Source organism: Actinosynnema sp. CA-299493 (genome assembly GCF_050946825.1).
Lineage (GTDB): Bacteria > Actinomycetota > Actinomycetes > Mycobacteriales > Pseudonocardiaceae > Actinosynnema.
This window is the reverse complement of sequence record NZ_CP191993.1, coordinates 3,093,634-3,117,997: the sequence shown is the minus strand read 5'-3', so window position 1 is coordinate 3,117,997 and position 24,364 is coordinate 3,093,634. Positions and strand designations below refer to the sequence as shown.

The 24,364-nt window shown below is 73.2% G+C and carries 26 protein-coding genes, 2 pseudogenes and 1 riboswitch; of the genes and pseudogenes, 14 read left to right on the top strand and 14 right to left on the bottom strand.

Annotation, left to right across the window (positions count from 1 at the left end; genetic code table 11):
• Positions 1 to 27: 27 nt before the first annotated feature.
• Positions 28 to 606 carry a hypothetical protein gene (locus tag ACQPYE_RS14580; RefSeq protein ID WP_498721711.1) on the bottom strand — a complete coding sequence of 193 codons (579 nt, stop codon included), beginning with the start codon at positions 604 to 606 and terminating at the stop codon, positions 28 to 30.
• 108 nt (positions 607 to 714) lie between these two features.
• Between ACQPYE_RS14580 and ACQPYE_RS14575 the strand changes: the two genes are divergently transcribed.
• Together ACQPYE_RS14575 and ACQPYE_RS14570 are read left to right on the top strand one after the other, a co-directional pair.
• Positions 715 to 1,836, top strand: coding sequence for a sensor histidine kinase (locus ACQPYE_RS14575; protein WP_498721710.1), 1,122 nt, complete (start codon positions 715 to 717; stop codon positions 1,834 to 1,836).
• Positions 1,833 to 2,510, top strand: coding sequence for a response regulator (locus ACQPYE_RS14570; protein ID WP_498721709.1), 678 nt, complete (start codon positions 1,833 to 1,835; stop codon positions 2,508 to 2,510). Before ACQPYE_RS14575 ends, ACQPYE_RS14570 begins: the two co-directional genes overlap by 4 nt.
• Here ACQPYE_RS14570 and ACQPYE_RS14565 read toward each other — a convergent pair.
• Entirely contained in the window at positions 2,485 to 3,615 is a 1,131-nt protein-coding gene (locus ACQPYE_RS14565; RefSeq protein WP_498721708.1) for a site-2 protease family protein, read from the bottom strand. The two genes, ACQPYE_RS14570 and ACQPYE_RS14565, sit on opposite strands and share 26 nt — an antisense overlap.
• A gap of 104 nt (positions 3,616 to 3,719) precedes the next feature.
• A pseudogene (locus ACQPYE_RS14560) lies at positions 3,720 to 4,130 on the bottom strand (TetR/AcrR family transcriptional regulator C-terminal domain-containing protein); the annotation flags it as partial.
• Between the two features lie 20 nt (positions 4,131 to 4,150).
• Between ACQPYE_RS14560 and ACQPYE_RS14555 the strand changes: the two are divergent.
• Genes ACQPYE_RS14555 through ACQPYE_RS14540 form a run of 4 tightly spaced genes read left to right on the top strand, consistent with a single transcriptional unit; the run spans position 4,151 to position 6,857 of the window.
• Positions 4,151 to 4,447 carry a hypothetical protein gene (locus ACQPYE_RS14555; RefSeq protein WP_498721707.1) on the top strand — a complete coding sequence of 99 codons (297 nt, stop codon included), beginning with the start codon at positions 4,151 to 4,153 and terminating at the stop codon, positions 4,445 to 4,447.
• 55 nt (positions 4,448 to 4,502) lie between these two features.
• Positions 4,503 to 5,369 carry a RecB family exonuclease gene (locus ACQPYE_RS14550; RefSeq protein ID WP_498721706.1) on the top strand — a complete coding sequence of 289 codons (867 nt, stop codon included), beginning with the start codon at positions 4,503 to 4,505 and terminating at the stop codon, positions 5,367 to 5,369.
• A 43-nt stretch (positions 5,370 to 5,412) separates the two neighbouring features.
• The gene (locus tag ACQPYE_RS14545; RefSeq protein WP_498722913.1) at positions 5,413 to 6,189 is read left to right on the top strand and encodes a thioesterase family protein; all 777 of its coding nucleotides are present in this window, start codon (positions 5,413 to 5,415) and stop codon (positions 6,187 to 6,189) included.
• Between the two features lie 38 nt (positions 6,190 to 6,227).
• Entirely contained in the window at positions 6,228 to 6,857 is a 630-nt protein-coding gene (locus ACQPYE_RS14540; protein ID WP_498721705.1) for a phosphoribosyltransferase, read from the top strand.
• Here the strand turns inward: ACQPYE_RS14540 and ACQPYE_RS14535 are convergent.
• From ACQPYE_RS14535 to ACQPYE_RS14520, 4 genes are read right to left on the bottom strand one after another with little or no spacing between them, the layout of a single operon-like run.
• Positions 6,845 to 7,132 carry an antibiotic biosynthesis monooxygenase family protein gene (locus ACQPYE_RS14535; RefSeq protein WP_498721704.1) on the bottom strand — a complete coding sequence of 96 codons (288 nt, stop codon included), beginning with the start codon at positions 7,130 to 7,132 and terminating at the stop codon, positions 6,845 to 6,847. The genes ACQPYE_RS14540 and ACQPYE_RS14535 overlap by 13 nt on opposite strands.
• On the bottom strand, positions 7,129 to 7,392 hold the full coding sequence (locus tag ACQPYE_RS14530) for a phosphoribosyl-ATP diphosphatase (protein WP_033434999.1): 264 nt from the start codon (positions 7,390 to 7,392) through the stop codon (positions 7,129 to 7,131). Before ACQPYE_RS14530 ends, ACQPYE_RS14535 begins: the two co-directional genes overlap by 4 nt.
• A 44-nt stretch (positions 7,393 to 7,436) precedes the next feature.
• Positions 7,437 to 7,817, bottom strand: a complete 381-nt coding sequence (locus tag ACQPYE_RS14525) for a hypothetical protein (RefSeq protein WP_498721703.1) — start codon at positions 7,815 to 7,817, stop codon at positions 7,437 to 7,439.
• A 10-nt stretch (positions 7,818 to 7,827) separates the two neighbouring features.
• Positions 7,828 to 8,280 (bottom strand): N-acetyltransferase, encoded by a 453-nt coding sequence (locus tag ACQPYE_RS14520; protein ID WP_498721702.1) that lies wholly within the window; start codon positions 8,278 to 8,280, stop codon positions 7,828 to 7,830.
• An 85-nt stretch (positions 8,281 to 8,365) separates the two neighbouring features.
• Between ACQPYE_RS14520 and ACQPYE_RS14515 the strand changes: the two genes are divergently transcribed.
• The gene (locus ACQPYE_RS14515; protein WP_498721701.1) at positions 8,366 to 9,541 is read left to right on the top strand and encodes a GNAT family N-acetyltransferase; all 1,176 of its coding nucleotides are present in this window, start codon (positions 8,366 to 8,368) and stop codon (positions 9,539 to 9,541) included.
• 82 nt (positions 9,542 to 9,623) lie between these two features.
• Here ACQPYE_RS14515 and ACQPYE_RS14510 read toward each other — a convergent pair.
• Positions 9,624 to 9,836: pseudogene (locus ACQPYE_RS14510) on the bottom strand (nucleotidyltransferase domain-containing protein); the annotation flags it as partial.
• Positions 9,837 to 9,869: 33 nt separating this feature from the next.
• Between ACQPYE_RS14510 and ACQPYE_RS14505 the strand changes: the two are divergent.
• From ACQPYE_RS14505 to ACQPYE_RS14495, 3 genes are all read left to right on the top strand, one after another.
• Positions 9,870 to 10,520 carry a (2Fe-2S)-binding protein gene (locus ACQPYE_RS14505; RefSeq protein ID WP_498721700.1) on the top strand — a complete coding sequence of 217 codons (651 nt, stop codon included), beginning with the start codon at positions 9,870 to 9,872 and terminating at the stop codon, positions 10,518 to 10,520.
• 45 nt (positions 10,521 to 10,565) lie between these two features.
• Positions 10,566 to 10,749, top strand: a riboswitch (cobalamin riboswitch).
• 31 nt (positions 10,750 to 10,780) lie between these two features.
• Entirely contained in the window at positions 10,781 to 10,966 is a 186-nt protein-coding gene (locus ACQPYE_RS14500) for a CbtB domain-containing protein (protein ID WP_498721699.1), read from the top strand.
• Positions 10,967 to 10,977: 11 nt separating this feature from the next.
• Positions 10,978 to 11,709 (top strand): CbtA family protein, encoded by a 732-nt coding sequence (locus tag ACQPYE_RS14495; protein ID WP_498721698.1) that lies wholly within the window; start codon positions 10,978 to 10,980, stop codon positions 11,707 to 11,709.
• Here the strand turns inward: ACQPYE_RS14495 and ACQPYE_RS14490 are convergent.
• Positions 11,698 to 12,363, bottom strand: a complete 666-nt coding sequence (locus ACQPYE_RS14490; RefSeq protein ID WP_498721697.1) for an HAD family hydrolase — start codon at positions 12,361 to 12,363, stop codon at positions 11,698 to 11,700. The two genes, ACQPYE_RS14495 and ACQPYE_RS14490, sit on opposite strands and share 12 nt — an antisense overlap.
• A 489-nt stretch (positions 12,364 to 12,852) precedes the next feature.
• Between ACQPYE_RS14490 and ACQPYE_RS14485 the strand changes: the two genes are divergently transcribed.
• Entirely contained in the window at positions 12,853 to 13,749 is an 897-nt protein-coding gene (locus ACQPYE_RS14485; RefSeq protein WP_498721695.1) for a PAC2 family protein, read from the top strand.
• 246 nt (positions 13,750 to 13,995) lie between these two features.
• Here ACQPYE_RS14485 and ACQPYE_RS14480 read toward each other — a convergent pair whose 3' ends face one another.
• From ACQPYE_RS14480 to ACQPYE_RS14465, 4 genes are read right to left on the bottom strand one after another with little or no spacing between them, the layout of a single operon-like run.
• Positions 13,996 to 15,228, bottom strand: a complete 1,233-nt coding sequence (locus ACQPYE_RS14480) for an MFS transporter (protein WP_498721694.1) — start codon at positions 15,226 to 15,228, stop codon at positions 13,996 to 13,998.
• On the bottom strand, positions 15,225 to 15,782 hold the full coding sequence (locus ACQPYE_RS14475; protein WP_498721693.1) for an ArsR/SmtB family transcription factor: 558 nt from the start codon (positions 15,780 to 15,782) through the stop codon (positions 15,225 to 15,227). Before ACQPYE_RS14475 ends, ACQPYE_RS14480 begins: the two co-directional genes overlap by 4 nt.
• A gap of 52 nt (positions 15,783 to 15,834) precedes the next feature.
• Positions 15,835 to 17,427 carry an ABC transporter permease gene (locus ACQPYE_RS14470; RefSeq protein WP_498721692.1) on the bottom strand — a complete coding sequence of 531 codons (1,593 nt, stop codon included), beginning with the start codon at positions 17,425 to 17,427 and terminating at the stop codon, positions 15,835 to 15,837.
• A complete protein-coding gene (locus ACQPYE_RS14465) occupies positions 17,424 to 18,341 on the bottom strand; it encodes an ABC transporter ATP-binding protein (protein WP_498721689.1) in 918 nt (305 codons plus the stop codon). Before ACQPYE_RS14465 ends, ACQPYE_RS14470 begins: the two co-directional genes overlap by 4 nt.
• 93 nt (positions 18,342 to 18,434) lie before the next feature.
• Between ACQPYE_RS14465 and ACQPYE_RS14460 the strand changes: the two genes are divergently transcribed.
• Both ACQPYE_RS14460 and ACQPYE_RS14455 read left to right on the top strand, forming a co-directional pair.
• Positions 18,435 to 18,956: a GbsR/MarR family transcriptional regulator gene (locus ACQPYE_RS14460; protein WP_498721688.1), complete on the top strand. Its 522-nt coding sequence runs from the start codon at positions 18,435 to 18,437 to the stop codon at positions 18,954 to 18,956.
• A gap of 184 nt (positions 18,957 to 19,140) precedes the next feature.
• A complete protein-coding gene (locus ACQPYE_RS14455; protein WP_498721687.1) occupies positions 19,141 to 20,946 on the top strand; it encodes a S8 family peptidase in 1,806 nt (601 codons plus the stop codon).
• An 83-nt stretch (positions 20,947 to 21,029) separates the two neighbouring features.
• Here the strand turns inward: ACQPYE_RS14455 and mshC are convergent, their stop codons facing one another.
• Complete coding sequence (gene mshC, locus ACQPYE_RS14450; RefSeq protein ID WP_498721685.1) at positions 21,030 to 22,268, bottom strand: cysteine--1-D-myo-inosityl 2-amino-2-deoxy-alpha-D-glucopyranoside ligase; 1,239 nt, start codon at positions 22,266 to 22,268, stop codon at positions 21,030 to 21,032.
• Positions 22,269 to 22,509: 241 nt separating this feature from the next.
• On the opposite strand from mshC, the gene ctaD reads away from it, so the two are divergent.
• Positions 22,510 to 24,273 (top strand): aa3-type cytochrome oxidase subunit I, encoded by a 1,764-nt coding sequence (ctaD, locus tag ACQPYE_RS14445; RefSeq protein ID WP_498721684.1) that lies wholly within the window; start codon positions 22,510 to 22,512, stop codon positions 24,271 to 24,273.
• Positions 24,274 to 24,364: the final 91 nt, after the last annotated feature.

Sequence of the window (24,364 nt, the reverse complement as noted above, 5' to 3'; positions counted from 1 at the left end):
GCCGCCCACCAGCGTGCGGCCACGCGTTCACTCCCCCTTGTCGGCGACCTCCCGCGTGAGCCGGCCCTTCACCAGCTCGGTCACCGTGTGGTACGCGGGCCAGCCCACCAGCCAGATCACACCGACGAGCGTGATGCTCCCCATCTGCCCCCACAGCGCCTGCGTGCGCTCCGGCGTGCCCACGACGTACATCAGCAGCAGCATCACCGAGCAGGCGATCGCCCACGCCACCGCGAACTTGCCCCACTCGCGCCACTCGTGGCGCACCCTCGCCAGGCCGTGCTTCGGCGGCTTCACCGGCGGCGGACCACCGGCGAACCGGTGGGCGACGCGCTGGTCGGCCCACCGCATCATGGTGTGCCCGAACGCCACGCTCACCCCCAGGTAGATCGCGGCGAGCCCGTGCACGCTCGACGCCTCGCCCCCGGACCTCAGGTCGAACACGGTCGCGACGAGCAGCACCACGTCCACCAGGGGTGTGCAGGCCAGCAGCACCGCCCCCAACCTGCGCATCCGCAGCACGTACCGGGCGAGCAACCCCGCGCCCAGCACCACCCAGAACCCGATCTCACACGCGACGATGAGGACGACCAACGGTTCAACCACGTCCTCAATGCTGCCGTCCGCGGATCTTGCGCGCGTCGGCGGGCCGACCGATCCCGGGTCATCAGTTCGTAGGACGCCCCGGGCCCGGCCCTGTGCTGTGATGACGGGGTGGAGCTCCGCCCGAACCGCCGCGACGCGCTGGTCGTGGCGGCCTTCTTCGCGGTGGGGCTGCTGGCCTACGTGCTCGGCTTGGACAAGGTGACGGGCGACCGGGACGCGCACACCCCGATCGGCCTGCGGGTGGCGGTGCTCGCGGTGGCGTGCGTCGGCCAGCTGTTCCGCCACCGGGCGCCGGTGGCGGCGTTGGGCGTGGTCGGCGCGGCCGCGGCGGCGGACCTCCACCTCGGGGTGAGCATGCCCGTGATGATGGTCGGCATCGACGTGCTGTTCGTCGCCGCCCTGGACGGTTCGCGCAGGTTGCGACTAGTGCTGGTGGGCCTGGTCGCGGCGGCGACGGTCGGCGTCACGGCGACGGTCGCGGTGATCGGCGACTGGCGGCTGTCGTTCTACACGGGGTTGCAGGTGTTCTCGCTGCTCGTGGTGCCCGTGTGGTGGGCGACGAACGTGCGGCGGCACCGGGAGGGCGCCGAGCAGGTCGCCCGCATCGCCGAGCTGGACCGGCGGGCCGCGGTGAACGCCGAGCGCAACCGGATGGCCCGCGACCTGCACGACGTGGTGGCCGGGCACATGTCCGCGATCGCGATCCAGTCCGAGGCCGTGCTGTCGCTGCGCTCGGGCGACCCGGAGACCGCCCGCGCGGTGTTGAAGTCGGTCCGGGAGAACAGCGTGCGCGCGCTGGCGGAGATGCGGACGATGATCGACGTGCTGCGGGCCGACGAGCCGGTGGACGAGCCGGTGGCGGTGCGGCTGGCGGACGCGGGCAGGCTGGTCGAGTCGGCCGCCGCGGCGGGGCTGGACGTGGAGCTGCGCGGCGCGGACGTGGGCGAGCTGCCGGTGGGCGTGGACGTCGCGGCGTACCGGATCGTGCAGGAGGCGTTGACCAACGCGGTGAAGCACGCGCCGGGCGCGCGCACGTCGGTGGCGCTGGAACGGCAGGTCATGCGGTTGGTGGTGGTCGTGCGCAACGACGTGGTGGACGGTCCGCGCGGCACGGGGACGGGAACGGGGTTGGTGAGCATGGCGGAACGCGCCCACCTGGTCGGCGGGGTGTTCACCGCGGGTCTCGACGGGGCCGGCGGCTGGGTCGTGCGGGCGGAGTTCCCGCTGTGATCCGGGTGGTGGTGGCCGACGACCACGCGGCGATCCGGGCCGGCCTGGTGATGATCCTCGGCGACGCGGACGGCGTCGAGGTGGTCGGCGAGGCGGCGGACGGCGCGACGGCGGTGCGGCTGGCCAAGCGGCTGGCGCCGGACGTGGTGCTGATGGACATCCGGATGCCCGGTGTGGACGGCATCGAGGCGACCAGGCAGCTCAGCGGCGTGTGCGACGTGCTGGTGCTGACGACGTTCGACCTGGACGAGTACGTGCGCGGCGCGCTGCGGGCGGGCGCGGCGGGGTTCCTGCTCAAGTCGGTGGAGGCGTCCGCGCTGGTGGACGCGGTGCGGCAGGTCGCGGCCGGTGACGGCGTGCTGGCGCCGAGCGTGACGCGGCGGGTGATGCGGGAGTTCGCCTCGGCCGTGCCGCGGGCGCGACCGGCCGGGTTGGACGCGTTGACCGACCGCGAGGTGGAGGTGCTGCACTGCCTCGGTGAAGGGCTGTCGAATCACCAGATCGGGCGAAAGCTGCACATCGGCGAGACGACGGTGAAGACGCACGTGTCGCGGGTGCTGACGAAGCTGGGCCTGCGGTCGCGGGTGCAGGCGGCGATCCTGGCGCAGGAGGCCGGGTTGATCGGCGGCCAGGGCGAGGACGGCCAGGTCAGCGGCGGTGCAGCGCGGCCTTGAGGTCTTCGCGGCGCAGCACGCCCGCGGGCCGTCCCTCAAGGTCGACGACCAGGTACTCCCAGGCGGCGGTGCCGTGCACGCGTTCGACCACCTCGGCGCCGGTCTCGTTCTCCAGCAGCACGGTCTCCGGCCGGATCGGCACGGCGGCCTGCTCGGCGGGCGCGTGCGGCGAGGTGCTGGCCAGCCGGCGGGCCAGCTCGCGGTCGAGCAGGCCGGCGGCGACGCCGTCCGCGCGGACCAGGACCACGCCCCGGCCGGCGGACGCGGTGAGCGCGCCGGACACCGGGCTCTCGGCGGGCAGTTGGAGCACGGGTCGGACGAGTTCGCCCAGCGTGAGCCCGTCCGGCCAGGTGCTGCGGCGTTCGGCGGTGAACTCGCCGCGCGCGCCGGCCACCACGAACCACGCGGTCAGCAGGCACACGCCGAAGCGCAGCCAGCGGTCCTCGGCGCCGTCGAGCACGCCCCAGACCGCCCAGACGACGAGCAGCGCGGCCACCACGCCGCCGCCGATCACGGCGGCCTTGGTGCCGGTCGCGCGGCGGCCCGTGACGGCCCACACGCCCGCGCGCAGGATCCGGCCGCCGTCCAGCGGCAGGCCGGGCAGCAGGTTGAACACCGCGACGGCGGCGTTGGCGAACGCGGTCTGGGCGATCAGCAGCCAGGCCGCGTCGGGCTGCGGGATCGTGGAGGCGGCCACCGCGAACGCGCCCGCCAGGATGATGGAGACGATCGGGCCGGCGGCGGCGATGGCGCCCTCGTGGGCGGGGCGGGTCGGCGTGCGCATCACCTCGGACACGCCGCCGAGCAGGAACAGGCGCAGCCGGCGCACCGGCAGGCCCAGGCGCAGGGCGACCAGGCTGTGGCCGAGCTCGTGCGCCAGCACGGAGAGCCCGAGGAAGATCGCGAAGGTGGCGGCGAGGAGCACGCCGGTGAGGCCGCCCGTGCCGGGCGCGATGCGGCCGACCAGCGGCGCGTAGAGCACCACGATGGCCGCCGAGCCCAGCCACCACGAGGGCGCGAGCAGCACCGGTATGCCGGCCACGCGGAACAGCGGCAGCCCACCGTCCCGGCCGACCTGCCGTCGCCAACCACCCGTCGTCGCCACGTGCAGAGCCTAGGCGGCCGGGTGTATCAGGACTGTGTTGGATCAGCGGCCGGGTCGGGCGGGTCGGGTCGGATCAGGTCGAACGGGGGGCGGGCCGGCTCAGGTCAGGACAGGTCGCCGAGCCGGGCGCGCAGGCCGTCGAGGATGAGGTCGAGGCCGAAGCCGAGCGCCTCGTCCTCCCCTCCCCCGGCGGCCTCCGCCAGCGCGGCCCGCACCGCCGGGTACCGGTCGCCGCGCTCGCGCACCACCTCGACCAGGATCGCGCCGAACCGCGTGCCCGCGTCGCCGTCCGGTGTCGTCGCGCCCTGCTGGGCGATGTTGCGGACGTGCCCGGCGAGGACGGCCAGCACGTCCATCCGCTCGGCGCCGCCCAGGCCGGCGCCGTCGAGCACGGCCAGGGCGGTCTCCATCCAGGCCAGTTCGTTCGGACCGACCACGCGCGGACCCATGGTGGCCTCCAGCACCCACGGGTGGCGCACGAAGCCCGGCAGCAGCGCGAGCGCCCACGTCCGCCTGCGGCGCCACCACCGGCGGCATGGGCACGGGCACCGCCGTGGTCGGCGCGTACGTGCTCGCCGGCGAGCCGGCCACGGCGAACGGCGACCACGAGGCGGCGTTCCGGCGTTACGAGGACCGGATGGGCGACTACGCCCGGCGGTGCCAGAAGGGCGGCGACCGGACGGGGAGGTTCCTGGCGCCGGCGAGCCGGTTCGCCCTGCGCGCGCGCAACGGGCTGCTGGGCAACGAGTTCCTGCTCGGCCTGATGCCGAAGGCGGGCAAGGGCATCACGAACAAGATCGACCTGCCGGACTACGCGCACGCCGCCGGGTAGCTCCCGCGCGGTTCGGACCTGATCTTGTCGGGGGGTTGGCCTATGGTTCTGGGCCATGGCAGTGCCGACGATCACCGAGCGCCCCGTGCGCAGGCCAGCGCTGTCGCCCTCGCGAGCGGGCGACTTCAAGCAGTGCCCGCTGCTCTACCGCTTCCGCGCCGTCGACCGGCTGCCCGAGAAGCCGACCAGGGCGCAGGTGCGCGGCACGGTGGTGCACGCGGTGCTGGAGGACCTGTTCGGCCTGCCCGCCGACGAACGGCTGCCGGAGACGGCGCGGGCGCTGGTCGGTCCGGCGTGGGACCGGGTGCGGGCCGAGCGGCCGGAGTTCGCCGAGCTGTTCGCCGAGGGCGATCCCGAGCAGGAGCGGTGGCTGGCGTCGGCGGAGGAGCTGCTGGACGGCTACTTCGGGCTGGAGGACCCGCGCCGGTTCGACGCCGACGCCCGTGAGCTGCTGGTGGAGTGGGAGCTGCCCTCGGGGGTGCTGCTGCGCGGGTACGTCGACCGCGTGGACGTGGCGCCCACCGGCGAGATCCGGGTGGTCGACTACAAGACGGGCGCCGCGCCGCGCGAGGTCGGCGAGGCCAAGGCGCTGTTCCAGATGAAGTTCTACGCGTTGGTGCTGTGGCGGCTGCGCGGCGTGGTGCCGCGGCAGCTGCGGCTGATGTACCTGGCCGACCGGCAGGCGTTGGCCTACCAGCCCGACGAGGCGGAGCTGACCCGGTTCGAGCGCACGCTGGAGGCGATCTGGGACGCCATCCTGCGCGCGGCGAAGTCCGGCGACTTCCGGCCGAACCCGGGTCGGTTGTGCGACTACTGCGACCACAAGGCGCTGTGCCCGGCGTTCGACGGCACGCCGCCGCCGTACCCGGGCTGGCCGGAGCCGGACGCCGGCACGGAGACCGCGCTGGACCGGGCCGACTGACGAAAGCCGCGACCGCCGCGGGTTCGACGCTGATGGGGTTCTGCTGATGGACGCGTTCTACGAACGACTGGACGACGACCGGTTCGCCTCCACCGGGCACACCACCGGTCCGTGGGGCAACGGCAGCCAGCACCTGGGGCCGCCGTCGGCGCTGCTGGTGCGGGCGCTGGAGCGGTGCGCCCCGCGGCCGGAGGCGGTGCTGTCCCGGGTGGCGTTCGAGGTGCTCGGCCCGGTGCCGGTGGCGGAGCTGACGGTGACCGCGTCGGTGGTGCGGCCGGGGCGTTCGGTGGAGCTGTTGTCGGCGGAGTTGGCCCACGAGGGCCGCCCGGCGCTGCGGGCGAACGCGTGGCGGATCGTGGCGGGCGACACGGCGGCGGTGGCGTCCGACGCGGGTGCGCCGCCGGTCCCGCCGGCCGGGTGCGAGCCGATGGACGTCCCGGAGCACTGGCGAAGCGGCTACCTGGCCGCGATGGAGTGGCGCTCGGTCAGCGGCGGCGTCTTCACGCCCGGCGACGCGGTGGTGTGGGCGCGGTCGCGGGTGCGCGTGGTGGCCGGCGAGGAACCCACCCCGGCGCAACGCCTGTTCACCGCGGCCGACTCGGCGAGCGGCGTGTCCAGCCGGCTGGACCTCCGCACGTGGTACGCGATCAACACCGACCTGACCGTGCACCTGCACCGCGAACCGGTCGGCGAGTGGTTCGCCCTGGACGCGCGCACGGTGATCGGACCGTCGGGTGTCGGCGTGGCGAGCAGCGTCCTGCACGACGAGCACGGGCCCGTGGGGCGCAGCGCGCAGTCGCTGTTCGTGCGGGAGCGCTGACAGTCGCCACCGGCACGTGACGCGAGCACCATGGGGGGATGAGGTTCGCGGACCGCTTCGACGCCGGACGGGTGCTCGCCCGGGCGCTGGCCGGCGAGTCGTGGACCGATCCCCTGGTGCTCGGGCTCGCCCGGGGTGGCGTGCCGGTGGCGTTCGAGGTCGCCTCGGCGCTGGGCGGTGAGCTGGCCGTGGCCGTCGCGCGCAAGATCGGCGCGCCCGGCCACCCCGAGTACGGCATCGGGGCGGTCACCGCGGCCGGTGAGCCGATCTTCGACGACGAGGCGCTGCGCGCGCTCGGCCTCACCCGCGAGGACCTGGCCGAGACGTGCGAGGCCGAACGGCGGGAGGCTCGACGGCGGCTGGACCTGTACCGCGACGGCCCCGTGCGGCTCGAAGGCCGTGACGTGCTGGTCGTGGACGACGGCCTGGCCACCGGCGTCACGGCCCGCGCCGCGCTGCGCGAAGCCCGCGAGCAGGACCCGCGCCGCCTGGTGCTCGCGGTGCCGGTGGGCTCGGCCGACGGGATCCGCGCGGTGAGCGCGGACGCCGACCTGGTGGTCTGCCCGCACCCGCGGACGGATTTCCGGGCGGTCGGCCGGTTCTACGGCCACTTCGACCAGACCACCGACGACCAGGTGGTCGAACTGCTGCGCCGTCAGACCGCGTGATAGTGCTCGACGGTCGGGAACGGGTCGTAGAAGTGGTGCAGCAACGCCTTCCACCGCGGGTACAGCGGACCCTGGCGGAAGCCGACCGTGTGGTCCTCCAACCGTTCCCACCGCACCAGCAGCAGGTACCGGGACGGGTGCTCGACCGACCGCTGGAGGTCGAGCGAGACGAACCCGGGCGACCTCGCGACGACCTCCCGCGCCTGGTCGAAGGCCCGCTCGAAGTCCGCCTCCAGGCCGGGGCGGACGTCGAGCGCGGCGACTTCCAGGATCACAGGTGCTTGTAGACGTCTTCGAGGGTGAGGCCGCGGCCGAGCATCAGCACCTGCACCCGGTACAGCAGCTGGGAGACCTCTTCGGCCAAGCGCTCGTCGGACTCGTGCTCCGCGGCGATCCAGACCTCGCCCGCCTCCTCCAGCACCTTCTTGCCCTGCGCATGCACCCCGGCCTCCAGAGCCGCGGCGGTGGCGGAGCCCTCAGGGCGGGTGCGTGCGCGTTCGCTCAGCTCGGCGAACAGCTCGTCGAAGGTCTTCACGGGGTGTGATCCTCCCATCCCCCGAACGGCCGCAGGCACCCAGGTCAGGCGTGCACCGACCGCGCGGCGCGGACCCGCGCCCGCAGACCCGCCGCCTGGGCCACCGCCGACGCCACCGCGAACACCACGCCCGGCCCGGGACGCGGCCCGGCCATCGGCGCGACGTGCCCGAAGACGTGGGACGCCTCGTCGTAGCCGGTCGCGACGACCGCCGCCGCCACCACCGCCACCACGGCGAACACCGCCGATACCGGCCAGGCGACCTTCGCCGACGCGTGCGCCACGACCGCCGCGCCGAGGTAGGCCCACCACAGCGGCAGGCGCGACAGCTCGACGTCGACGTCGCCGTAGGTCGCCCACGGCACGAGCGCGGCCAGCACGGTGAGGCAGATCGAGACGATGGTCCACTTCGCCAACGGCGTCACCGGGCGAACCCTAGATCCCGTAGTGCGGGCCGGTGAAGGGCCACACCTCGGCGATCCACCTCGGCACGAACGCGTCCAGCGCGCGCTCCAGGTCGGTGCCCACGCGGTCGTCCACGACCCACCACGAGATCCGTGCGTCGACGTGCTCCTCGTCCTCGACCGGGTCGATGTAGACGCACCCGAACAGCTCGGTCTCGTCGGCGTTGAAGAGGGCGTAGTTGAACGACTGGTGCGCGTCCTGCTCCCGTTCGTGCCGGGCGAGGTCGACGCGGTCCTGCTCGTGGGTCATGTGGGCGGGCGGCCAGCCCCACTGCTCGCCGTAGAGCGACCACAGCCGTTGCCGCGAGCCCATCACGGCGGGGTAGTCGACGTCCACATCGGACTCGCGAATGGGGCGCAGGTGGTGTTCGTCGTCGAGCGGGACGTGGGTGGGGTGGGCGAAGTCAGCGGGGAGCCACGGCATGGCGCGGATTCTGCGTCGGCCGGGGGCGCGACCGCCACCGAAAAACCGATGGCGCGATTTCGGGCACACCGAACACACTGCACCGATGACCGGTGGGCTGGTGCTGCGGACCGCGCGCCCGGAAGACCTCGACCAGATCGGCGCGCTGCTGGCCGACCGGGGTGAGCCGGAGGACGCCGTCGACCACCGCCTGGTGGTCGAGGACCCGGACGCGGGCTGGGAGGCGTGCGCGGTCGTCGTGGACGGCGACCGGGTCGTGTCCACCGCGACCCTGCTGGACGAGACGCTGGTTCTCGACGGGGTGGAACTCCCGGCGGGTCAGGTCGAGCTGGTCGCCACCCACCGCGACTACGAGGGCCGCGGGCTGGTGCGCGCGCTGATGGGCTGGGCGCACGAACGGTCCGCCGCGCGCGGCCAACTGGTGAACGTGATGCTCGGCATCCCCTACTTCTACCGCCAGTTCGGCTACACCTACGCGATCCCGATCTCCGCCACCCGGCCGGTGACGAGCCGTCCCGACGGCGGCGGGCACGCGGTGCGCGAGGCCGGTGTCGAGGACATCCCGGCGATGGCCCGGCTCCAGGACGCCGAGCAGGCGCGGGCCGACCTGCGGATGCCGCACTCCCCCGCCCTGTGGCGGTGGTTGGTGGCGCGGGACGGCAGCACCGAGTGGCTGGTGGAGCGCGACGGCGTGCCGGTCGCCACGGGGCGCACCACCCCGCCGGAGGAAGGCGGGCGGTTGGGCGAGGTGGCGGCCGTGGACGAGGCGGCGGCGCACGCGCTGCTCGCGTTGACCGAGGCCGCCGAGGTGACCGAGCGGCCGGGGTCGGTAGCGGGTGAGGCGCTGGAGCCGTTCCTCGGGCCAGCCGCAGCGGAGGCGAACTCGTACTACGTGCGCGTCGGCGACCCGATCGCGGTGCTGGAGCGCTTGCGGCCGGTGTTCGGGCGGCGGCTGGCGGCGGCCGGGTTCGCCGATCGGGAGGGCGAGGCGGTCGTCTCGTTCTACCGGTCGCACGTGCGGCTGCCGTTCGCGGCGGGCGAGGTCGGTCCGGTGGTGGCGGGTGGGCGGATGCAGGCGCCGGGCGCGGCCGGTGGCGCGGGGGTCGCGCCGGACCTGCTGGCGTCGCTGCTGTTCGGCCCGCACGGGATCGAGGGCCTGACCGCGCGTTTCCCGGACGTGTACCCGGGCCCGGACGCCGAGCTGGTGCACGCCCTGTTCCCGCCGGTGCGCGGCGACCTGATGACGTTCTACCTGGTGTAGGTCAGGTGGCGGCCCGGAACAGCTCCCGCGCTCGCGCGATCGACCGCGCCAACGCCTCGGGCTCCGGCCGCAGTCCCGCCACGATCGCGTCGAGGTCGCGGTAGTGGACGTCGACGCGCCGGCCGTCGACGGTGAGCCAGGCGCCGCCGTTGAAGACGCCGCCCCAGCCGCCGATCTCCGAGACCTCGCCCTGCCGGCCGATCGCGCGCAGGTAGGCGGGGTCGAAGTCGCCCCGGTAGCAGACGGCGAGGTCCCAGTCGCTGTCCGGGGTGTGGGTGCCCTGGGCGCGCGATCCGCACCCCAGTGCGTCCACGGCAGACTAGGACACGTGTCCGAGTTCGCCCGAGTCCTGGCCACCCTGCGGCAGATCCGCGGCCTCAGCCCGTTCTTCGCCCTGGACGTCGGCCGCCCCGACGACACCTGGCACGACGGCGCGGCCCTGTCGCACGGCACCGCCCTGCCCGACACCCTCGACCTGATCTCCGCCCGGTACCGCACCCGGGAGCGGCGGGTGGCCGCGTCGCTGTTCTTCCTCGGCTACACCGCGCGGCTGCTGAGCCCGGTCGTCGCCGCGCGCGCGGTCGGCGGAGTCGTGCCCGACATCCGCCCCGACAACCTGTGGTGGCGCTACACCCCGGAGGGGTTCCAGGTCCGGCTCAAGGACCCGGTCGGCGGCGTCGGCGTCGCCGAGTCGCTGGAGCCGGTGGTGGAGGCGGTGCACGCGGTCACGTCGGTGGCCCGCGGCCTGCTGTGGGGCAACGCGGGGTCGTCCATGGCGGGCGCGCTGCGCACCATCAGCCGCAGCGGCGTGGACTGCGCCGCGCTGGTCGACGAGCTGTTCGCCGACCCGCCGCTCAAGGGCACCGGCGAGTTCATCCCGTTCCCCGGCGAGATCGCGTTCCGGCGGCGCAGCTGCTGCCTGTACTACCGGCTCGACGGCGGCGGCACGTGCGGGGACTGCCCGTTGCCGCCGCGCTGAGGCGCGGAACACGACAACTCGTCTGGTCGGTTGTGCCGGCCCGCGCTCCGCCTCTACGGTCGCAGCGCCGCAGTGGACGGGAAGCCGGTGTGAATCCGGCGCGGTCCTCGCCACTGTGACCGGGGAGCCAACCCGCCGAGAACGTCACTGGCCGCGCGCAGCGGCTGGGAAGACGCGGGGACGGCGTCGATCCGGGAGTCAGGAGACCGGCTGCGGCACGAGTTGTTGTTGACCTTCCACGAGGTATGGAGGAGGCCGTCATGACGAGCCCCGCGCACCCCCTTCCCACTCCCCTCCCCAGGTGGGCCTACGCCGTCGCACTGGTCGCGTTGACCGTGACCTGGCTGGTCCTGCAGGAGAACGGCATCGCGCTCGGCCACGCCGCCGAGACCGTGCACGAGTTCTTCCACGACGGGCGCCACGCGCTCGGCGTCCCGTGCCACTAGGCGCGGCCGACATGTCGACGAACACCTACAAAGGCCTGCTGCTGCGCGGTGTCGGCGCGGGCGCGGTGGCCGGGCTGCTCGCGGGCCTGGTCGGGGTGCTGGTGGTCGAGGCGCCGATCCGGGCGGCGCTGGCCGTCGAGCGGGCGCGGCCCGACGCGGGCCACGGGCACGGCGAGCTGTTCAGCCGCGGCACGCAGGTGGTCGGCGGTGTGATCGCCGCGGTGGTGGTGGGTGTCGCCGTCGGCGCGCTGTTCGCCACCGCCTACGCGGGCTCGCGGCGCTGGTTCACGTCGAAGGCGCCGTTCGTCCGGGCGGTGGCGCTGTCGGCGGCGGCGTTCGGCGCGGCGGCGTTGCTGCCGGCGGTGAAGTACCCGGCGAACCCGCCGGCGGTGGGCGACCCGGGCACGGTGGAGTACCGCACGGTGCTCTACCTGGGGCTGATCGCGGCCGGGCTGCTGGTGGCGGTCGGCGCGAGCCTGCTGGCGTCCCGGTTGGGCCACCTCGGCGCGCCGGTCCGGGCCACCGCCGTGGCGTCGGCCGTGGTGGCGGCGGTGGTCGTGCTGCTGGTCGTGTTCCCGGCGACGCCGGACGCGGTGCCGTCGGACGTGCCGGGCAGCGTGCTGTGGGAGTTCCGGCTGGCGTCGCTCGCCGAGACGGCCACGCTGTGGCTCGGTCTCGGCGTCGTGTTCGGCCTGCTCGTCGACCCGGCCACGCGTCGGGCGAAGCGGGTGTCAGCGGTCTAGCAGCGGGGCGAGCGTCCCGAGGTCCACGCCCACCAGGGACTCGCGGAACACGCGGCGCTCGCCCTGCTCCACCGGCACGTCGCAGGGCACGACCAGGACCGTGCAGCCGGCGGCCACGGCGGAGGCGACGCCGGTCGGCGAGTCCTCGACCGCGACGCACCGGGTCGGGTCGACGCCGAGCAGCCGCGCGGCCCTCAGGTACGGGTCGGGCAGCGGCTTGTTGCGGCGGTCCACCTCGTCGCCGCACACCGTGGCGTCGAACAGGTCGCGCCCGATGGTGTCCAGCGCGACCTCGGTCAACTGCCGCTCGGTCGACGTCACCAGGGCCATCGGCACGCCCGAGTCGCGGACCGCGCGCAACGCCTCACGCGCGCCCGGCCGCCACGGCAGGCCGGCGCGGAACACCTCCTCGGTGCGCCGCATGATCCACGCGGCGCCGTCGGCGACCTCCGCCTCGGAGGGTCGCTCGACGCCCACTTCCGCGAACAGCATGGACATCGTCCGGGGCACGCTCGACCCGACCATCGCCTGCCTGGTCGCGAGCGACAGCGTGCCGCCCAGCTTCTCGACGAACTCGTAGAGCGGGATGTCCCACAGCTTCTCGGAGTCCAGCAGCGTGCCGTCCATGTCCCACAGCACAGCCTCGACCGTCATGTGCGTCCTTCGTTGAAAGTACTTCGCTCCCGGGCGGGCGCCACGACCACGCCGTTCACCTGTTCGACGTAAGTATCCCGCAGCGGTGGGCACGGAGTGTGATCGGAGGCGGGCGTCACAGGCGGGTTCGGCACCCCGAGGTGATCTTCCTCCGGGCCGCCGCGGCTCATTTCCGGGCCGCCGCACCTGACCAGGTCCAGGCGATCGGCCCCGAAGGTGTCGGCCTCCACGACGGCCGCGCCGGCTCCGTGGCGGCCCGCCCCGCCTGGCGCGCGGCGTCGGGCCACGTCACGTACAGGATCTTGACGCGACCCCGGTGACCTGCGAAATCGTCCGGGATCGGAGCGTCTGACCGTCGGCCGGCACCCGGCGCGCGGTCCGCGACGCGGAGGCAGTCGGCCGGCGCGCCCCGGAGAGGCTGCGTGACACGAACCGACATGCGCCAAGCCTACGGCGTCGGGTCCGCGGCGGTGGTCGTAGTCTGGCCGCGTGACCGATCCGGACCAGGCCGCCCAGAGCCCCTTCGACCCCAGCGAGCCGCTCACCAACCCGATCATGGTGGCGGCGTTCGAGGGTTGGAACGACGCAGGCGACGCCGCCAGCACGGCGATCGAACACCTGCAGCTCACGTGGGACGCGACGCCGTTGGTGGAGATCGATCCGGACGACTACTACGACTTCCAGGTCACCCGGCCCACGGTCCGCATGGTGGACGGCGTCACCCGACGGGTTGAATTCCCGACGACGCGCCTGTCGGTCTGCCGCCCGCCCGGGTCGTCCACCGACGTGGTGCTGGTGCACGGGATCGAGCCGAACATGCGGTGGCGGAAGTTCGCCGCCGAGCTGCTCGGCCACATCGAGGACCTGGGCGTGACCACCGTGGTCACGCTGGGCGCGCTGCTGATGGACACCCCGCACACCCGGCCGGTGCCCGTGACCGGGACCGCGTACGACGAGGCGGCGGCGGCGAAGTACGGGTTGGAGCGGTCCCGGTACGAGGGCCCGACGGGGATCGTCGGCGTGTTCCAGGACCTGTGCGTGCAGGCGGGGGTGCCCGCGCTGTCGTTCTGGGCGGCCGTGCCGCACTACGTCTCCCAGCCGCCCTCGCCGAAGGCGACGCTCGCGCTGCTGCACCGGGTCGAGGAGGTGCTGGACGTCGAGGTGCCGCTCGGCGCGCTGCCCGAGCAGGCCGAGGAGTGGGAGCGGACGGTCAGCGAGATGGCCGACGAGGACGAGGACGTGCGCAACTACGTGCGGGCGTTGGAGGAGCGCGGGGACGCGGAGATCCAGATCACCGAGGCGAGCGGTGACGCGATCGCCGCCGAGTTCGAGCGGTACCTGCGGCGGCGTGGTCGCGGCCCGGGACGCGGGCCGACCGGGATGTGACCCGGCTCGGCCGGGCCGCCCGTCCTGCTGCTCGGCCGCCGGTCACCTCGATGAGCGCGGCTCAGCCGTTCCAGCTCGGCCGGTCGACGCGCACGTGCCCGAGCAGGCCGACGGCGCCACGCCCGAGCAGGAAGTGGTGCTCGGTGGGCGGCGAGGTGGTCTCCGTGGCGGTGTTCACCGTCGTGGGCGGTCGGATCATCGTGCTGGAGAGCTCGCGCGGGCCGGACCGGCCGGCCCGGCTCGCCATCACGTTCTTCGAGGGCTGACCGGGGTCCGGGTGTCGAGGGTGGCCAGCGCGAGCACACCGGCCACCAGGTAGAAGGCGGCCTGGCCGTTGAGCAGCACGGACAGGCCGAGCACGGGCGTGAGGGCGCCGGCGAGCACCATACCGAGCGCCTGACCTCCGTCGTAGAGGCTGACGAACGTCGCCATCACCCGGCCGCGCACCTCGTCGGGCGCGTGCAGCTGGAGCACCGACATCATCCCGGCGCCCGCGACCACGCCCGGCACGCCCACCACCACGAACGCGGCCAGGTAGAACACCAGGGCGGTGGTCACGTGCGGCCCGTTCCAGCCGAGCGCGGCGACCAGGGCGAAGCCGACCAGCGACACGCCGAGGAGCCTGCCGGGCGCGAGCCGGCGGGCCAGCGCGCCGACCAGCAGGCCGCCGAGCAGCCCGCCGACCGCCTGGACGCCGCGCAGCAGGCCCACCTCGGTCGCGCCGCCGCCGAGCCGGTCGGTCACGAACACCACGAACAGCACCACGAACAGGCCCTGGCCGATCGCCATCGACCCGACCACGGCGACCATCGGCCGCAACGGACCGCGGATCTCGCGCAGGCCGTCCAGCCAGGCGCGCCACGCGGGTTTCCCGGCCGGCCGGACGGGGTCCGCGGTGCCGAGCGTCGCGAGCAGTGCCGCCGCGAGCAGGAACGACGCCACGTCCGCCAGCACCACGCCGGGCAGCCCGGTGCAGCCGAGGAGCAGGCCGCCCAGCGACGCGCCGACCAGCCGCGCCAGGTTGGCGTTCAAGCCCACCAGCCCGTTGGCCGCCGGCACCTGGTCGCGCGGCACCAACGTCGGCAGCAACGCGTTCTTGGCTGGCTCGAACAACGCCGCCAACCCGGCCTGCACCGCCGTCACCACGTTCACCAGCACCAGGTCGCCGGTCAGCAGCGGCAGCAGGGAGACCGCCTGCGCGAGGCTGACCAGCAGCATCAGCTTGCGCCGGTCCCAGCGGTCGGCCAGCACGCCGGCCAGCGGCGACAGCGCCAGGCTCGGCAGCAACGCCACCACGAACGTCGTCGCGGTCGCCGCCGCCGAGCCGGTGCGCTGGTACACGTACACCGGCAGCGCGACCAGCAGGACCCAGTCGCCGATCTCGGAGACGAACCCGGCGACCCACAGCCGGCGGAACGCGGGCACGCCCAGCGGGCCGTTCACCCGGCCGTTCACCAGGCCGGTCGTCGGGCCGCTCATCGCGGGAACGCCCGGATGCCGACGTGCGCGGGCAACGCGCCCTCGGGCACGTCCTGGCGCACCGGCGCCAGGTACGGCCGCAGGAGGTCGTCGATCGAGCCGAGCAGGCCGGACAGCTCCTCGGCGGTCACGGTGACCGTGTAGCCGTGCATCGCGGACGCCGCCAGCCACTCGGCCGGCAGTTCGTGCTGCCGGTCCAGGAACCGCCGCACCAGCCGGTTGTCCTCGTTGAGCCCCATCGCGATCAGCGCGTCCTGCTGGGTGCGCACCTCGGGGTCGTCGTCGAACGCGCCGACGTCGTAGCCGACCGAGGTGGCCCGCCACGGCCGTTCCCGCCCGTCGCCCGCCTCGACCCGCTCGACGAAACCGGACTTCGCCAGCTGCCGGAGGTGCCAGCTGCAGTTGGACGCGGTCGACCCGACCGCCTCGGCGCACTCGCTCGCCGTGCGCGGGCCGACCGCCAGCAGGTGGTGCAGCAACGACACGCGCAGCGGGTGCGCCAGCGCCTTCAACGCGTCGACATCGGTGACCCGTCGGGGCCCGGGGAGATCCATGGCCCCGACGGTATACCTGAAAGAGTTCTTTCGAAAGGATTCTTTCAGATGATCAGCCGACGTCCCGCCTGCGGAACCCGGCGAACCCGACCGCCACCAGCGCCGCCGCGACCAGCGTCAACCACAGCAACGGGGTCGCGGTCACCTCCGCGCCCGGCACCTTGGGGACGTGCGTGAACGGCGACAGGTCCATCGCCCACTGGTCGAGCTGGAGCAGCGGCCCGAGCTGGCCGAGCACCAGGAACACCACGATCACCGCCCAGCTCGCCGACGCCAGCTTCGGGACCAGCGCGAACAGCGCCAGCGCCAGGCCCGCGACCACCCACACCGCCGGGACGTGCGTCAACGCCGCGCCGATCAGCCGCACGACCTGGCCGCCGACGTCACCGACGCGCGCGCCGTGCACCAGACCCGCGCCCAACCCCGCGGCGGCCAGCACGACGGCCGTGCCGACGGTGGCGAACAGCACGTGGCCGCCCACCCACGCGAACCGGCTGACCGGCGTGGCCAGCACCGGCTCGGCGCGGAACGCGGTCTCCTCGGTGCGCAGCCGCAACGTCGACTGCACCCCGTAGATCGCGCTGAACAGGGCGATGATGCCGATGATCGACGCCAGGTAGACGTCCACGACCGCGCCCGCGCCGCCCATCTGCGCGATGATCTTCCGCAACGCCGGGTTGGCCTCCAGCATCTGCTCGACGCCGCGCGCGACCGACCCGTACACGGCGCCGAGCACGAACAGGCTCAGCGTCCAGCCGAGCAGCGCGCCCCGCTGCAACCGCCAGGCCAGGCCGAACGCGCTGCCCAGCGACCTGGGCGCGCGGGCCGGGCCCAGCCGGGTCGGCAGCAGGCCGCCGCCGTGGTCGCGCCTGGTCACCAGCACGGCCGCGACCGCGACCAGCACCGCGAACGTCGCCACCGGCAGCACCAGCACCCAGTACCGGTCGCCCGCGAACGCCCTCGTCCGCTCCAGCCACCCCAGCGGCGACAGCCAGGTCAGCCACGTCGGACCCTCGTCGCCCGCCGCGTCGCCGACGGCGCGCAGCAGGTAGGCGACGCCGAGCACCGCGCCGGAGATCGAGTTGGCCGTGCGGGCGCTCTCCGACAGCTGCGCGCCGACCGCGCCGACACCGGTGAACACCCAGCCGACGGACGCGAACGCGAGGCCGAGCGCGAACGACCCGGACGCCGACTCGCCGAGACCGGTCAGGCCGAGCGCGACGAGCAGGCCGATCACCGTGCTCGCCAGCAGCGCCACCACCACGGCGGCGGCCAGCGGCGCGTGCCGGGAGACCACGCCCGAGCCGATCAGCTCCAACCGGCCCGTCTCCTCCTCCGCCCTGGTGTGCCGGGTGACCAGGAAGACGCACATCAAGCCGACCAGCAGCGCGCCGAACACGCCCCACCGCCAGGCCAGCACGCCACCGGTGGTCGACGCGTCGTAGAGCGGGCCGAGCATGGCCAGGAACGCCGGGTTGCCGCCGGCGGTCGCGCCCAGCTGCTGCCGCGACTCGACCGAGCCGTACAGCTCGCCGACGGTCGACGCGGTGGACAGCGTGATGCCGACCAGCCCGATGACCCAGGCGGACAGCAGCAGCCGGTCGCGGCGCAGCGCCAGGCGCACCAGCGAGCCGAGGCCGGTCACGACGACACCGCCCCCTCGGCCTGCCCGGCGGGCAGCTCGTCCTCGTAGTGGCGCAGGAACAGCTCCTCCAACGTGGGCGGCTGGCTGGTCAGCGTCCGCACACCGCTGCCGACCAGCGCGCGCAGCGCCGCGTCCAAGTGGTCGGTGTCGACCTCGAACCGCACCCGGTTCCCGTCGACCACCAGGTCGTGCACGCCGGGCAGCCCGGCCAGGCCGGCGGGCACGCCGACCAGCTCGGCGGAGACGCTGGTGCGGGTGAGGTGGCGCAGCTCGGCCAACGTGCCGGTCTCGACCGTGCGGCCGTTGCGAATGATGCTGACCCGGTCGCACAGCGCCTCGACCTCGGCCAGGATGTGGCTGGACAGCAGCACGGTCCGCTCGCCGCGCAGCTCGTGCACCGCTTCCTGGAACACGGCCTCCATCAGCGGGTCCAGCCCGGAGGTCGGCTCGTCCAGGATCAGCAGCTCCACGTCCGAGGCCAGCGCCGCGACCAGGGCGACCTTCTGCCGGTTGCCCTTGGAGTAGGCGCGGCCCTTCTTGCGCGGGTCCAGCTCGAAGCGCTCCAGGAGGTCGGCGCGGCGCTTCTCGTCCAGCCCGCCGCGCAGCCTGCCGAGCAGGTCGATGACCTCGCCGCCGGTCAGGTTCGGCCACAGGCTCACGTCGCCGGGCACGTAGGCCAGCCTGCGGTGCAGCTCGGCGGTGTCGCGCCACGGGTCGCCGCCCAGCAGCGACGCGGACCCCGCGTCGGCGCGCAGCAGACCCAGCAGGACCCGGATGGTGGTCGACTTGCCCGACCCGTTGGGGCCGAGGAAGCCGTGCACCTCCCCCTCGCGGACGGTCAGGTCGAGACCGTCCAGTGCTCGCGTCGGGCCGAAGGTCTTGACCAGGCCCGACACGGATATCGCAGCAGTCATGCGCGGAAAGTTACAGTGATTTCACAAAGTCGTGAAGTTAAGGAAGCGTATAAACTGCCACCCGATCAGCGGACCCGAAGGGATGATCCGGCGGTGGCACAGGTGGGCGAGCGGGACGATCAGGCGGTGCTGCGCTTCATCGAGCGCTTCTCCTCGGTGTTCACCGAGTCCGGCATGGCGAGGATGCCCGCCCGGGTGTTCGTCGCGCTGCTGGCCTCCGACTCCGGCGAGCTGACCTCCGCCGAGCTGGCGGAGCTGCTGCGCGTCTCCCCCGCCGCCATCTCCGGCGCGGTCCGCTACCTCACCCAGGTCGGCCTCGTGAGCCGGGAGCGGGAGACGGGCACGCGCCGCGACATCTACCGCGTGCTCGACGACCTCTGGTACGAGGCGTTGTTCCGCCGCGACGAGATGCTCCGCCGCATGACCGGCCCCCTCCGGGAGGGCATCAGCGCGCTCGGCGCCGACACGCCCGCCGGCAGGCGGATCTCCGAGACCCTCATGTTCTTCGAGTTCTTCCACGCCGAGCTGCCGAACATGCTCCGGCACTGGCGGACGTACCGGGACGAGCGTCTGGGCGCGCCGGGTTCACCCGACCGGCCCTCCGAACCGTACTGATCGGTCCCGATTCGACGTAGTTACGACTATCGGCGCTACTGGAGGGTCGGTTTTCTCCCGACCATGCATGTGACCAGGTCGCTCCACCCCGTTCGCGCGGACGTCCCATCCCCTGCATCGCACGGCCGACCGGCGCACCCGCCCGGCACGGCCGCGCAGCCCTGCCCACAAGGGAGAACCCTCCATGGGAGACGCCCGTACCACCAGAAGACTGGCCGTGCTCGGCTTAGCCGCCGTGTCGGCGGCCGCGCTGGCCTTCTCGAACGTCGGAGTGGCGGCGGCCGAGGGCGACGTGCTCGGCGCGGAGCGCGCCGACGCCGTCCCCGGCTCCTACATCGTGGCCCTGCACGAGTCGGCCTCGCCGAGGTCCGCGTCCGCCTCGACCGCGTCCTCTCTGGTCGGCAAGTACGGCGGCCAGGTCCGCGTGGCCTGGCAGCACGCGCTCAACGGCTTCCACGCCTCCATGTCCGCGGCGCAGGCCCGGCGCCTCGCCGCCGACCCGCGCGTCGCGTTCGTGCAGGCCGACCTGCCGATCTCGGTCGACGCGACCCAGCCGAACCCGCCGTCCTGGGGCATCGACCGCATCGACCAGCGCAACCTGCCGCTGGACAGCGCCTACAACTACGCCACCACCGCGAGCAACGTGCGGGCGTACATCATCGACACCGGCATCAGGACGACCCACTCCGACTTCGGCGGCCGGGCGACCTGGGGCACCAACACCGTCGACACGAACAACACCGACTGCAACGGCCACGGCACCCACGTCGCCGGCACGGTCGGCGGCACCGCGCACGGCGTCGCCAAGGGCGTGCAGCTGATCGCGGTCAAGGTGCTCAACTGCGCCGGCTCCGGCACCACGGCGGGCGTGGTGAACGGCGTCAACTGGGTCACCCAGAACGCCGTCAAGCCGGCCGTCGCGAACATGTCGCTCGGCGGCGGCGTCGACACCGCCCTGGACACCGCGGTGCGCAACTCCATCGCGGCGGGCGTCACCTACGCGGTGGCGTCGGGCAACTCCAACGCCAACGCGTGCAACTACTCGCCGGCGCGGGTCGCCGAGGCGCTGAGCGTGAACGCCTCGACCCGCACCGACGGGCGCGCGTCGTTCTCGAACTTCGGCACCTGCACCGACGTCTTCGCGCCCGGCGAGGGCATCACGTCGGCGTGGAACACCAACGACACCTCCACCAACACCATCAGCGGCACGTCGATGGCGTCGCCGCACGTGGCGGGCGCCGCCGCGCTGTACCTGGCGGACAACCCGACCGCGACCCCGCCGGCGGTGCAGTCGGCGATCATCGCCGCCGCCACGGCCGACAAGATCACCAGCCCGGGCACCGGCTCGCCGAACAAGCTGCTGTTCACCGGCACGTCGACCCCCGGCGGCCCGTCGGTGACCAACCCGGGCAACCAGTCGACCGTCGTCGGCACGCCGGTCAGCCTCCAGCTGTCCGCGAGCGGCGGCACCGCGCCGTACGCGTTCACCGCCACGGGCCTGCCCGCCGGCCTGTCGATCAGCTCCTCGGGCCTGATCAGCGGCACGCCGACGGCCACCGGCACGTCCTCGGTGACGGTGACCGCGACCGACGCGGCGTCGCGCACCGGCAGCACCGCGTTCTCGTGGACGGTCACGTCCACCGGCGGGTCCTGCGACGCGGTGACCAACGACACCGACGTGGCGATCGGCGACAACTCGACCGTGAGCAGCACGATCGCGGTGAACTGCGCGACCAACGCCTCCGCCACGACCTCGGTGGCCGTGAACATCGTGCACACCTACATCGGTGACCTGGTCGTCGACCTGGTCGCGCCGGACGGCTCGGTCTACAACCTGCACAACCGCAGCGGCGGCAGCGCCGACAACATCAACCGCACCTTCACCGTGAACGCCTCCTCCGAGGCCGCCGCGGGCACGTGGCAGTTGCGCGTCCGGGACGCGGCGTCCCTGGACACGGGCTACATCAACAGCTGGACGCTCGACGTCTGAGCGCTCTGAACGGCTCTGAACGGTTCTGAACGCGGCGGGGCCGCCTCCCAGGAGGCGGCCCCGTGCACCACGGCCGAGGAAGGCTAGAGCGCCACGCCCAACAGCGCGTCGGCCGCGTCGCGGAAGAGGGTCGGGGCCTCCTGGTCCGAGCCGCCGGTCGACAGGGCCTCGGCCGCCCACGCGTCCATCGCCGCCAACGCCTTCGGCGTGTCGAGGTCGTCGCCGAGGTGGTCGCGCAGGCGGGCCACGGTGGCGAGCGCGCTCGGCCCCGTCGACAACGCCGCCGCGAGCCGCCACGTCGCGAGCCTCGCCTCCGCCTCGGCCAGCAGGCCGTCGCTCCACGGCCGGTCGGTGCGGTAGTGGCCCGCGAACAACGCCAGCCGCACCGCGTTCGGGTCGACCTTCTGCGCGCGCAGCTTGGACACGAACACCAGGTTGCCGCGCGACTTGGACATCTTCTCGCCGTCCAGCCCGATCATGCCCGCGTGCACGTAGTGCCGCGCGAACGGGTGCTCGCCGGTCACCGCCTCGGCGTGCGCGGCGGAGAACTCGTGGTGCGGGAAGATCAGGTCCGACCCGCCGCCCTGCACGTCGAACGACGTGCCCAGCCGGTTCAGCGCGATGGCGCTGCACTCGATGTGCCAGCCGGGCCTGCCGGGGCCCAGCTCCGACGGCCACGACGGCTCGCCCTCCCGGGCGGCGCGCCACAGCAGCGCGTCCAGCGGGTGGCGCTTGCCCGGCCGGTCCGGGTCGCCCCCGCGCTCGGCGAAGTACCTGCCCATCGTCTCCAGGTCGTAGTTCGACTCGTAGCCGAACCGCCCGGTCGCCGTGTGGTCGAAGTAGACGTCCGGGTGCTCGGGGTCGTCGACCCGGTACGCCGCGCCACCGGCCAGCAGCTTCCCGATGACCTCGACCACCTCGGGGATCGCGTCGACCGCGCCCACGTAGTCGCGCGGCGGCAGCACCCGCAGCTCCACCATGTCCTCGCGGAACAGCGCGGTCTCCCGCATGCCGAGGACCACCCAGTCGTCCTGGTCCCGCTCGGCCCGCTCCAGCAGCGGGTCGTCGATGTCGGTCACGTTCTGCACGTAGTGCACGTCGTGGCCGTTGTCCAGCCACACCCGGTGGACCAGGTCGAACGCCAGGTAGGTGGCCGCGTGGCCCAGGTGCGTGGCGTCGTACGGGGTGATGCCGCAGACGTACAGCCTGGCGGTGGCGCCGGGGGCGGTCGGGCGCACCTCACCGGTGGCGGTGTCGAACAGCCGCAACGGACGCGGCTCCCCCGCTACCCGCGGGACAGGAGTGGATGACCAGGTCTGCATGTGACCGACCCTAACTCGCCGATCGGACCGGGGACGAAACGTCCACGCCCCGGAACGCGGGCGTGCCCTCCGACCTGGGAAGGGGTCGCGACGAGCCTGGACATGACCCTCGGCGCGCCGGGCGTGCCGGCACCCGGCCCCGCGGGCAGCGCGCATCGTCGAGCGGGGCCGTGCGTTTGCCCCGTGCGGCGGACGGGGGGACGATGTGGTCTGGCTCACGTCGTCGGACGAGGGAGGCGGCATGACCGCGCTCAAGCCGGAACCCGTGATCGCCCACCCGGGCGCGGCTCGGCGGCGGTCGAAGGGCTCGGTGCTGCTGGGTCTGTTCCGCACGACGGACCCCAAGCAGATCGGGTTGCTCTACCTCGGCACGTCGTTCGTGTTCTTCATGGTCGGCGGCGTGATGGCGCTGCTCATCCGGGGCGAGCTGGCCCGGCCGGGGCTGCAGTTCCTGTCCAACGAGCAGTACAACCAGCTGTTCACCATGCACGGCACGATCATGCTGCTGCTGTACGCGACGCCGATCCTGTTCGGGTTCGCCAACTACATCCTGCCGCTGCAGATCGGCGCGCCGGACGTGGCGTTCCCCCGGCTCAACGCGCTGTCCTACTGGTTGTTCCTGTTCGGCGGGCTGACCGTGATGGCCGGGTTCCTCACGCCGGGCGGCGCGGCGGACTTCGGCTGGACCGCCTACACGCCGCTGAGCAGCGCGGTGCACGCGCCGGGCGTCGGACCCGACCTGTGGATCATGGGCCTGGCGGTGTCCGGCCTCGGCACGATCCTGGGCGGCGTGAACATGGTGACGACGGTGTGCTGCCTGCGCGCGCCCGGCATGACCATGTTCCGGATGCCGATCTTCACCTGGAACATCTTCGTCACCAGCATCCTGATCCTGCTGGCGTTCCCGATCCTCACCGCCGCGCTGATGGGCCTGGCCGCCGACCGACACCTGGGCGCGCACGTGTTCGACCCCGCCAACGGCGGCGTGATCCTGTGGCAGCACCTGTTCTGGTTCTTCGGCCACCCCGAGGTGTACATCGTCGCGCTGCCGTTCTTCGGCATCGTGTCGGAGATCTTCCCGGTGTTCAGCCGCAAACCGCTGTTCGGCTACAAAGGGCTGGTCTACGCCACGTTCGCCATCGCGGCGCTGTCGGTGGCGGTGTGGGCGCACCACATGTTCGCCACCGGCGCGGTGCTGCTGCCGTTCTTCTCGCTGATGACGTTCCTGATCGCGGTGCCGACGGGCATCAAGTTCTTCAACTGGATCGGCACCATGTGGAAGGGGCAGCTGACGTTCGAGACGCCGATGCTGTTCAGCATCGGGTTCCTCGTCACGTTCCTGCTCGGCGGGCTGACCGGCATCATCCTGGCCTCGCCGCCGCTGGACTTCCACGTCACCGACACGTACTTCGTGGTGGCCCACTTCCACTACGTCCTGTTCGGCACGATCGTGTTCGCCACCTACGCGGGCCTGTACTTCTGGTTCCCCAAGATGACCGGGCGGATGCTGAACGAGCCGCTGGGCAAGCTGCACTTCTGGACCACGTTCCTGGGCTTCCACGGCACGTTCCTGATCCAGCACTGGCTCGGCAACGTCGGCATGCCCCGCCGCTACGCCGACTACCTGCACAGCGACGGTTTCACCCTGATGAACATGATCTCCACGATCGGGGCTTTCCTGCTGGGCGCGTCCGTGCTGCCGTTCGTGTGGAACGTGCTGCGCAGCTACCGGTTCGGCGACCCGGCCGGGCGCGACGACCCGTGGGGCTTCGGCAATTCCCTCGAATGGGCGACGTCGTGCCCGCCGCCGCGGCACAACTTCACCGAGCTGCCCCGCATCCGGTCCGAGCGGCCCGCGTTCGAGCTGCACTACCCGCACATGGTGGAGCGGATGCGGGACGAGTCGCACTTCTCGCTCACCCGACCGGGCAAGCGCCAGGTTCCCCCGGACAAGGCGACGGAGACGGCACTGGCGTCGACCGACCGCGAGCGCAAGGACGACTGAGCCCGCTCTGCTCATCGCCGGTGGACGTGGCCCGCTCGTCGTCCACGCGGGCGACGACGCGGACTATCGGGCGTTGGCCGACTCCACCGAC

Excerpts from the sequence above, each read along its gene's own strand:
- ACQPYE_RS14475 (WP_498721693.1), bottom strand. The coding sequence starts at position 15,782 with ATGGATCTCCCCGGGCCCCGACGGGTCACCGATGTCGACGCGTTGAAG.
- ACQPYE_RS14555 (WP_498721707.1), top strand. The coding sequence starts at position 4,151 with ATGGGCACGGGCACCGCCGTGGTCGGCGCGTACGTGCTCGCCGGCGAG.
- ACQPYE_RS14500 (WP_498721699.1), top strand. The coding sequence starts at position 10,781 with ATGACGAGCCCCGCGCACCCCCTTCCCACTCCCCTCCCCAGGTGGGCC.
- ACQPYE_RS14550 (WP_498721706.1), top strand. The coding sequence starts at position 4,503 with ATGGCAGTGCCGACGATCACCGAGCGCCCCGTGCGCAGGCCAGCGCTG.
- ctaD (WP_498721684.1), top strand. The coding sequence starts at position 22,510 with ATGACCGCGCTCAAGCCGGAACCCGTGATCGCCCACCCGGGCGCGGCT.
- ACQPYE_RS14490 (WP_498721697.1), bottom strand. The coding sequence starts at position 12,363 with ATGACGGTCGAGGCTGTGCTGTGGGACATGGACGGCACGCTGCTGGAC.
- ACQPYE_RS14465 (WP_498721689.1), bottom strand. The coding sequence starts at position 18,341 with ATGACTGCTGCGATATCCGTGTCGGGCCTGGTCAAGACCTTCGGCCCG.
- ACQPYE_RS14515 (WP_498721701.1), top strand. The coding sequence starts at position 8,366 with ATGACCGGTGGGCTGGTGCTGCGGACCGCGCGCCCGGAAGACCTCGAC.
- ACQPYE_RS14480 (WP_498721694.1), bottom strand. The coding sequence starts at position 15,228 with ATGAGCGGCCCGACGACCGGCCTGGTGAACGGCCGGGTGAACGGCCCG.
- ACQPYE_RS14495 (WP_498721698.1), top strand. The coding sequence starts at position 10,978 with ATGTCGACGAACACCTACAAAGGCCTGCTGCTGCGCGGTGTCGGCGCG.
- mshC (WP_498721685.1), bottom strand. The coding sequence starts at position 22,268 with ATGCAGACCTGGTCATCCACTCCTGTCCCGCGGGTAGCGGGGGAGCCG.
- ACQPYE_RS14455 (WP_498721687.1), top strand. The coding sequence starts at position 19,141 with ATGGGAGACGCCCGTACCACCAGAAGACTGGCCGTGCTCGGCTTAGCC.
- ACQPYE_RS14520 (WP_498721702.1), bottom strand. The coding sequence starts at position 8,280 with ATGCCGTGGCTCCCCGCTGACTTCGCCCACCCCACCCACGTCCCGCTC.
- ACQPYE_RS14540 (WP_498721705.1), top strand. The coding sequence starts at position 6,228 with ATGAGGTTCGCGGACCGCTTCGACGCCGGACGGGTGCTCGCCCGGGCG.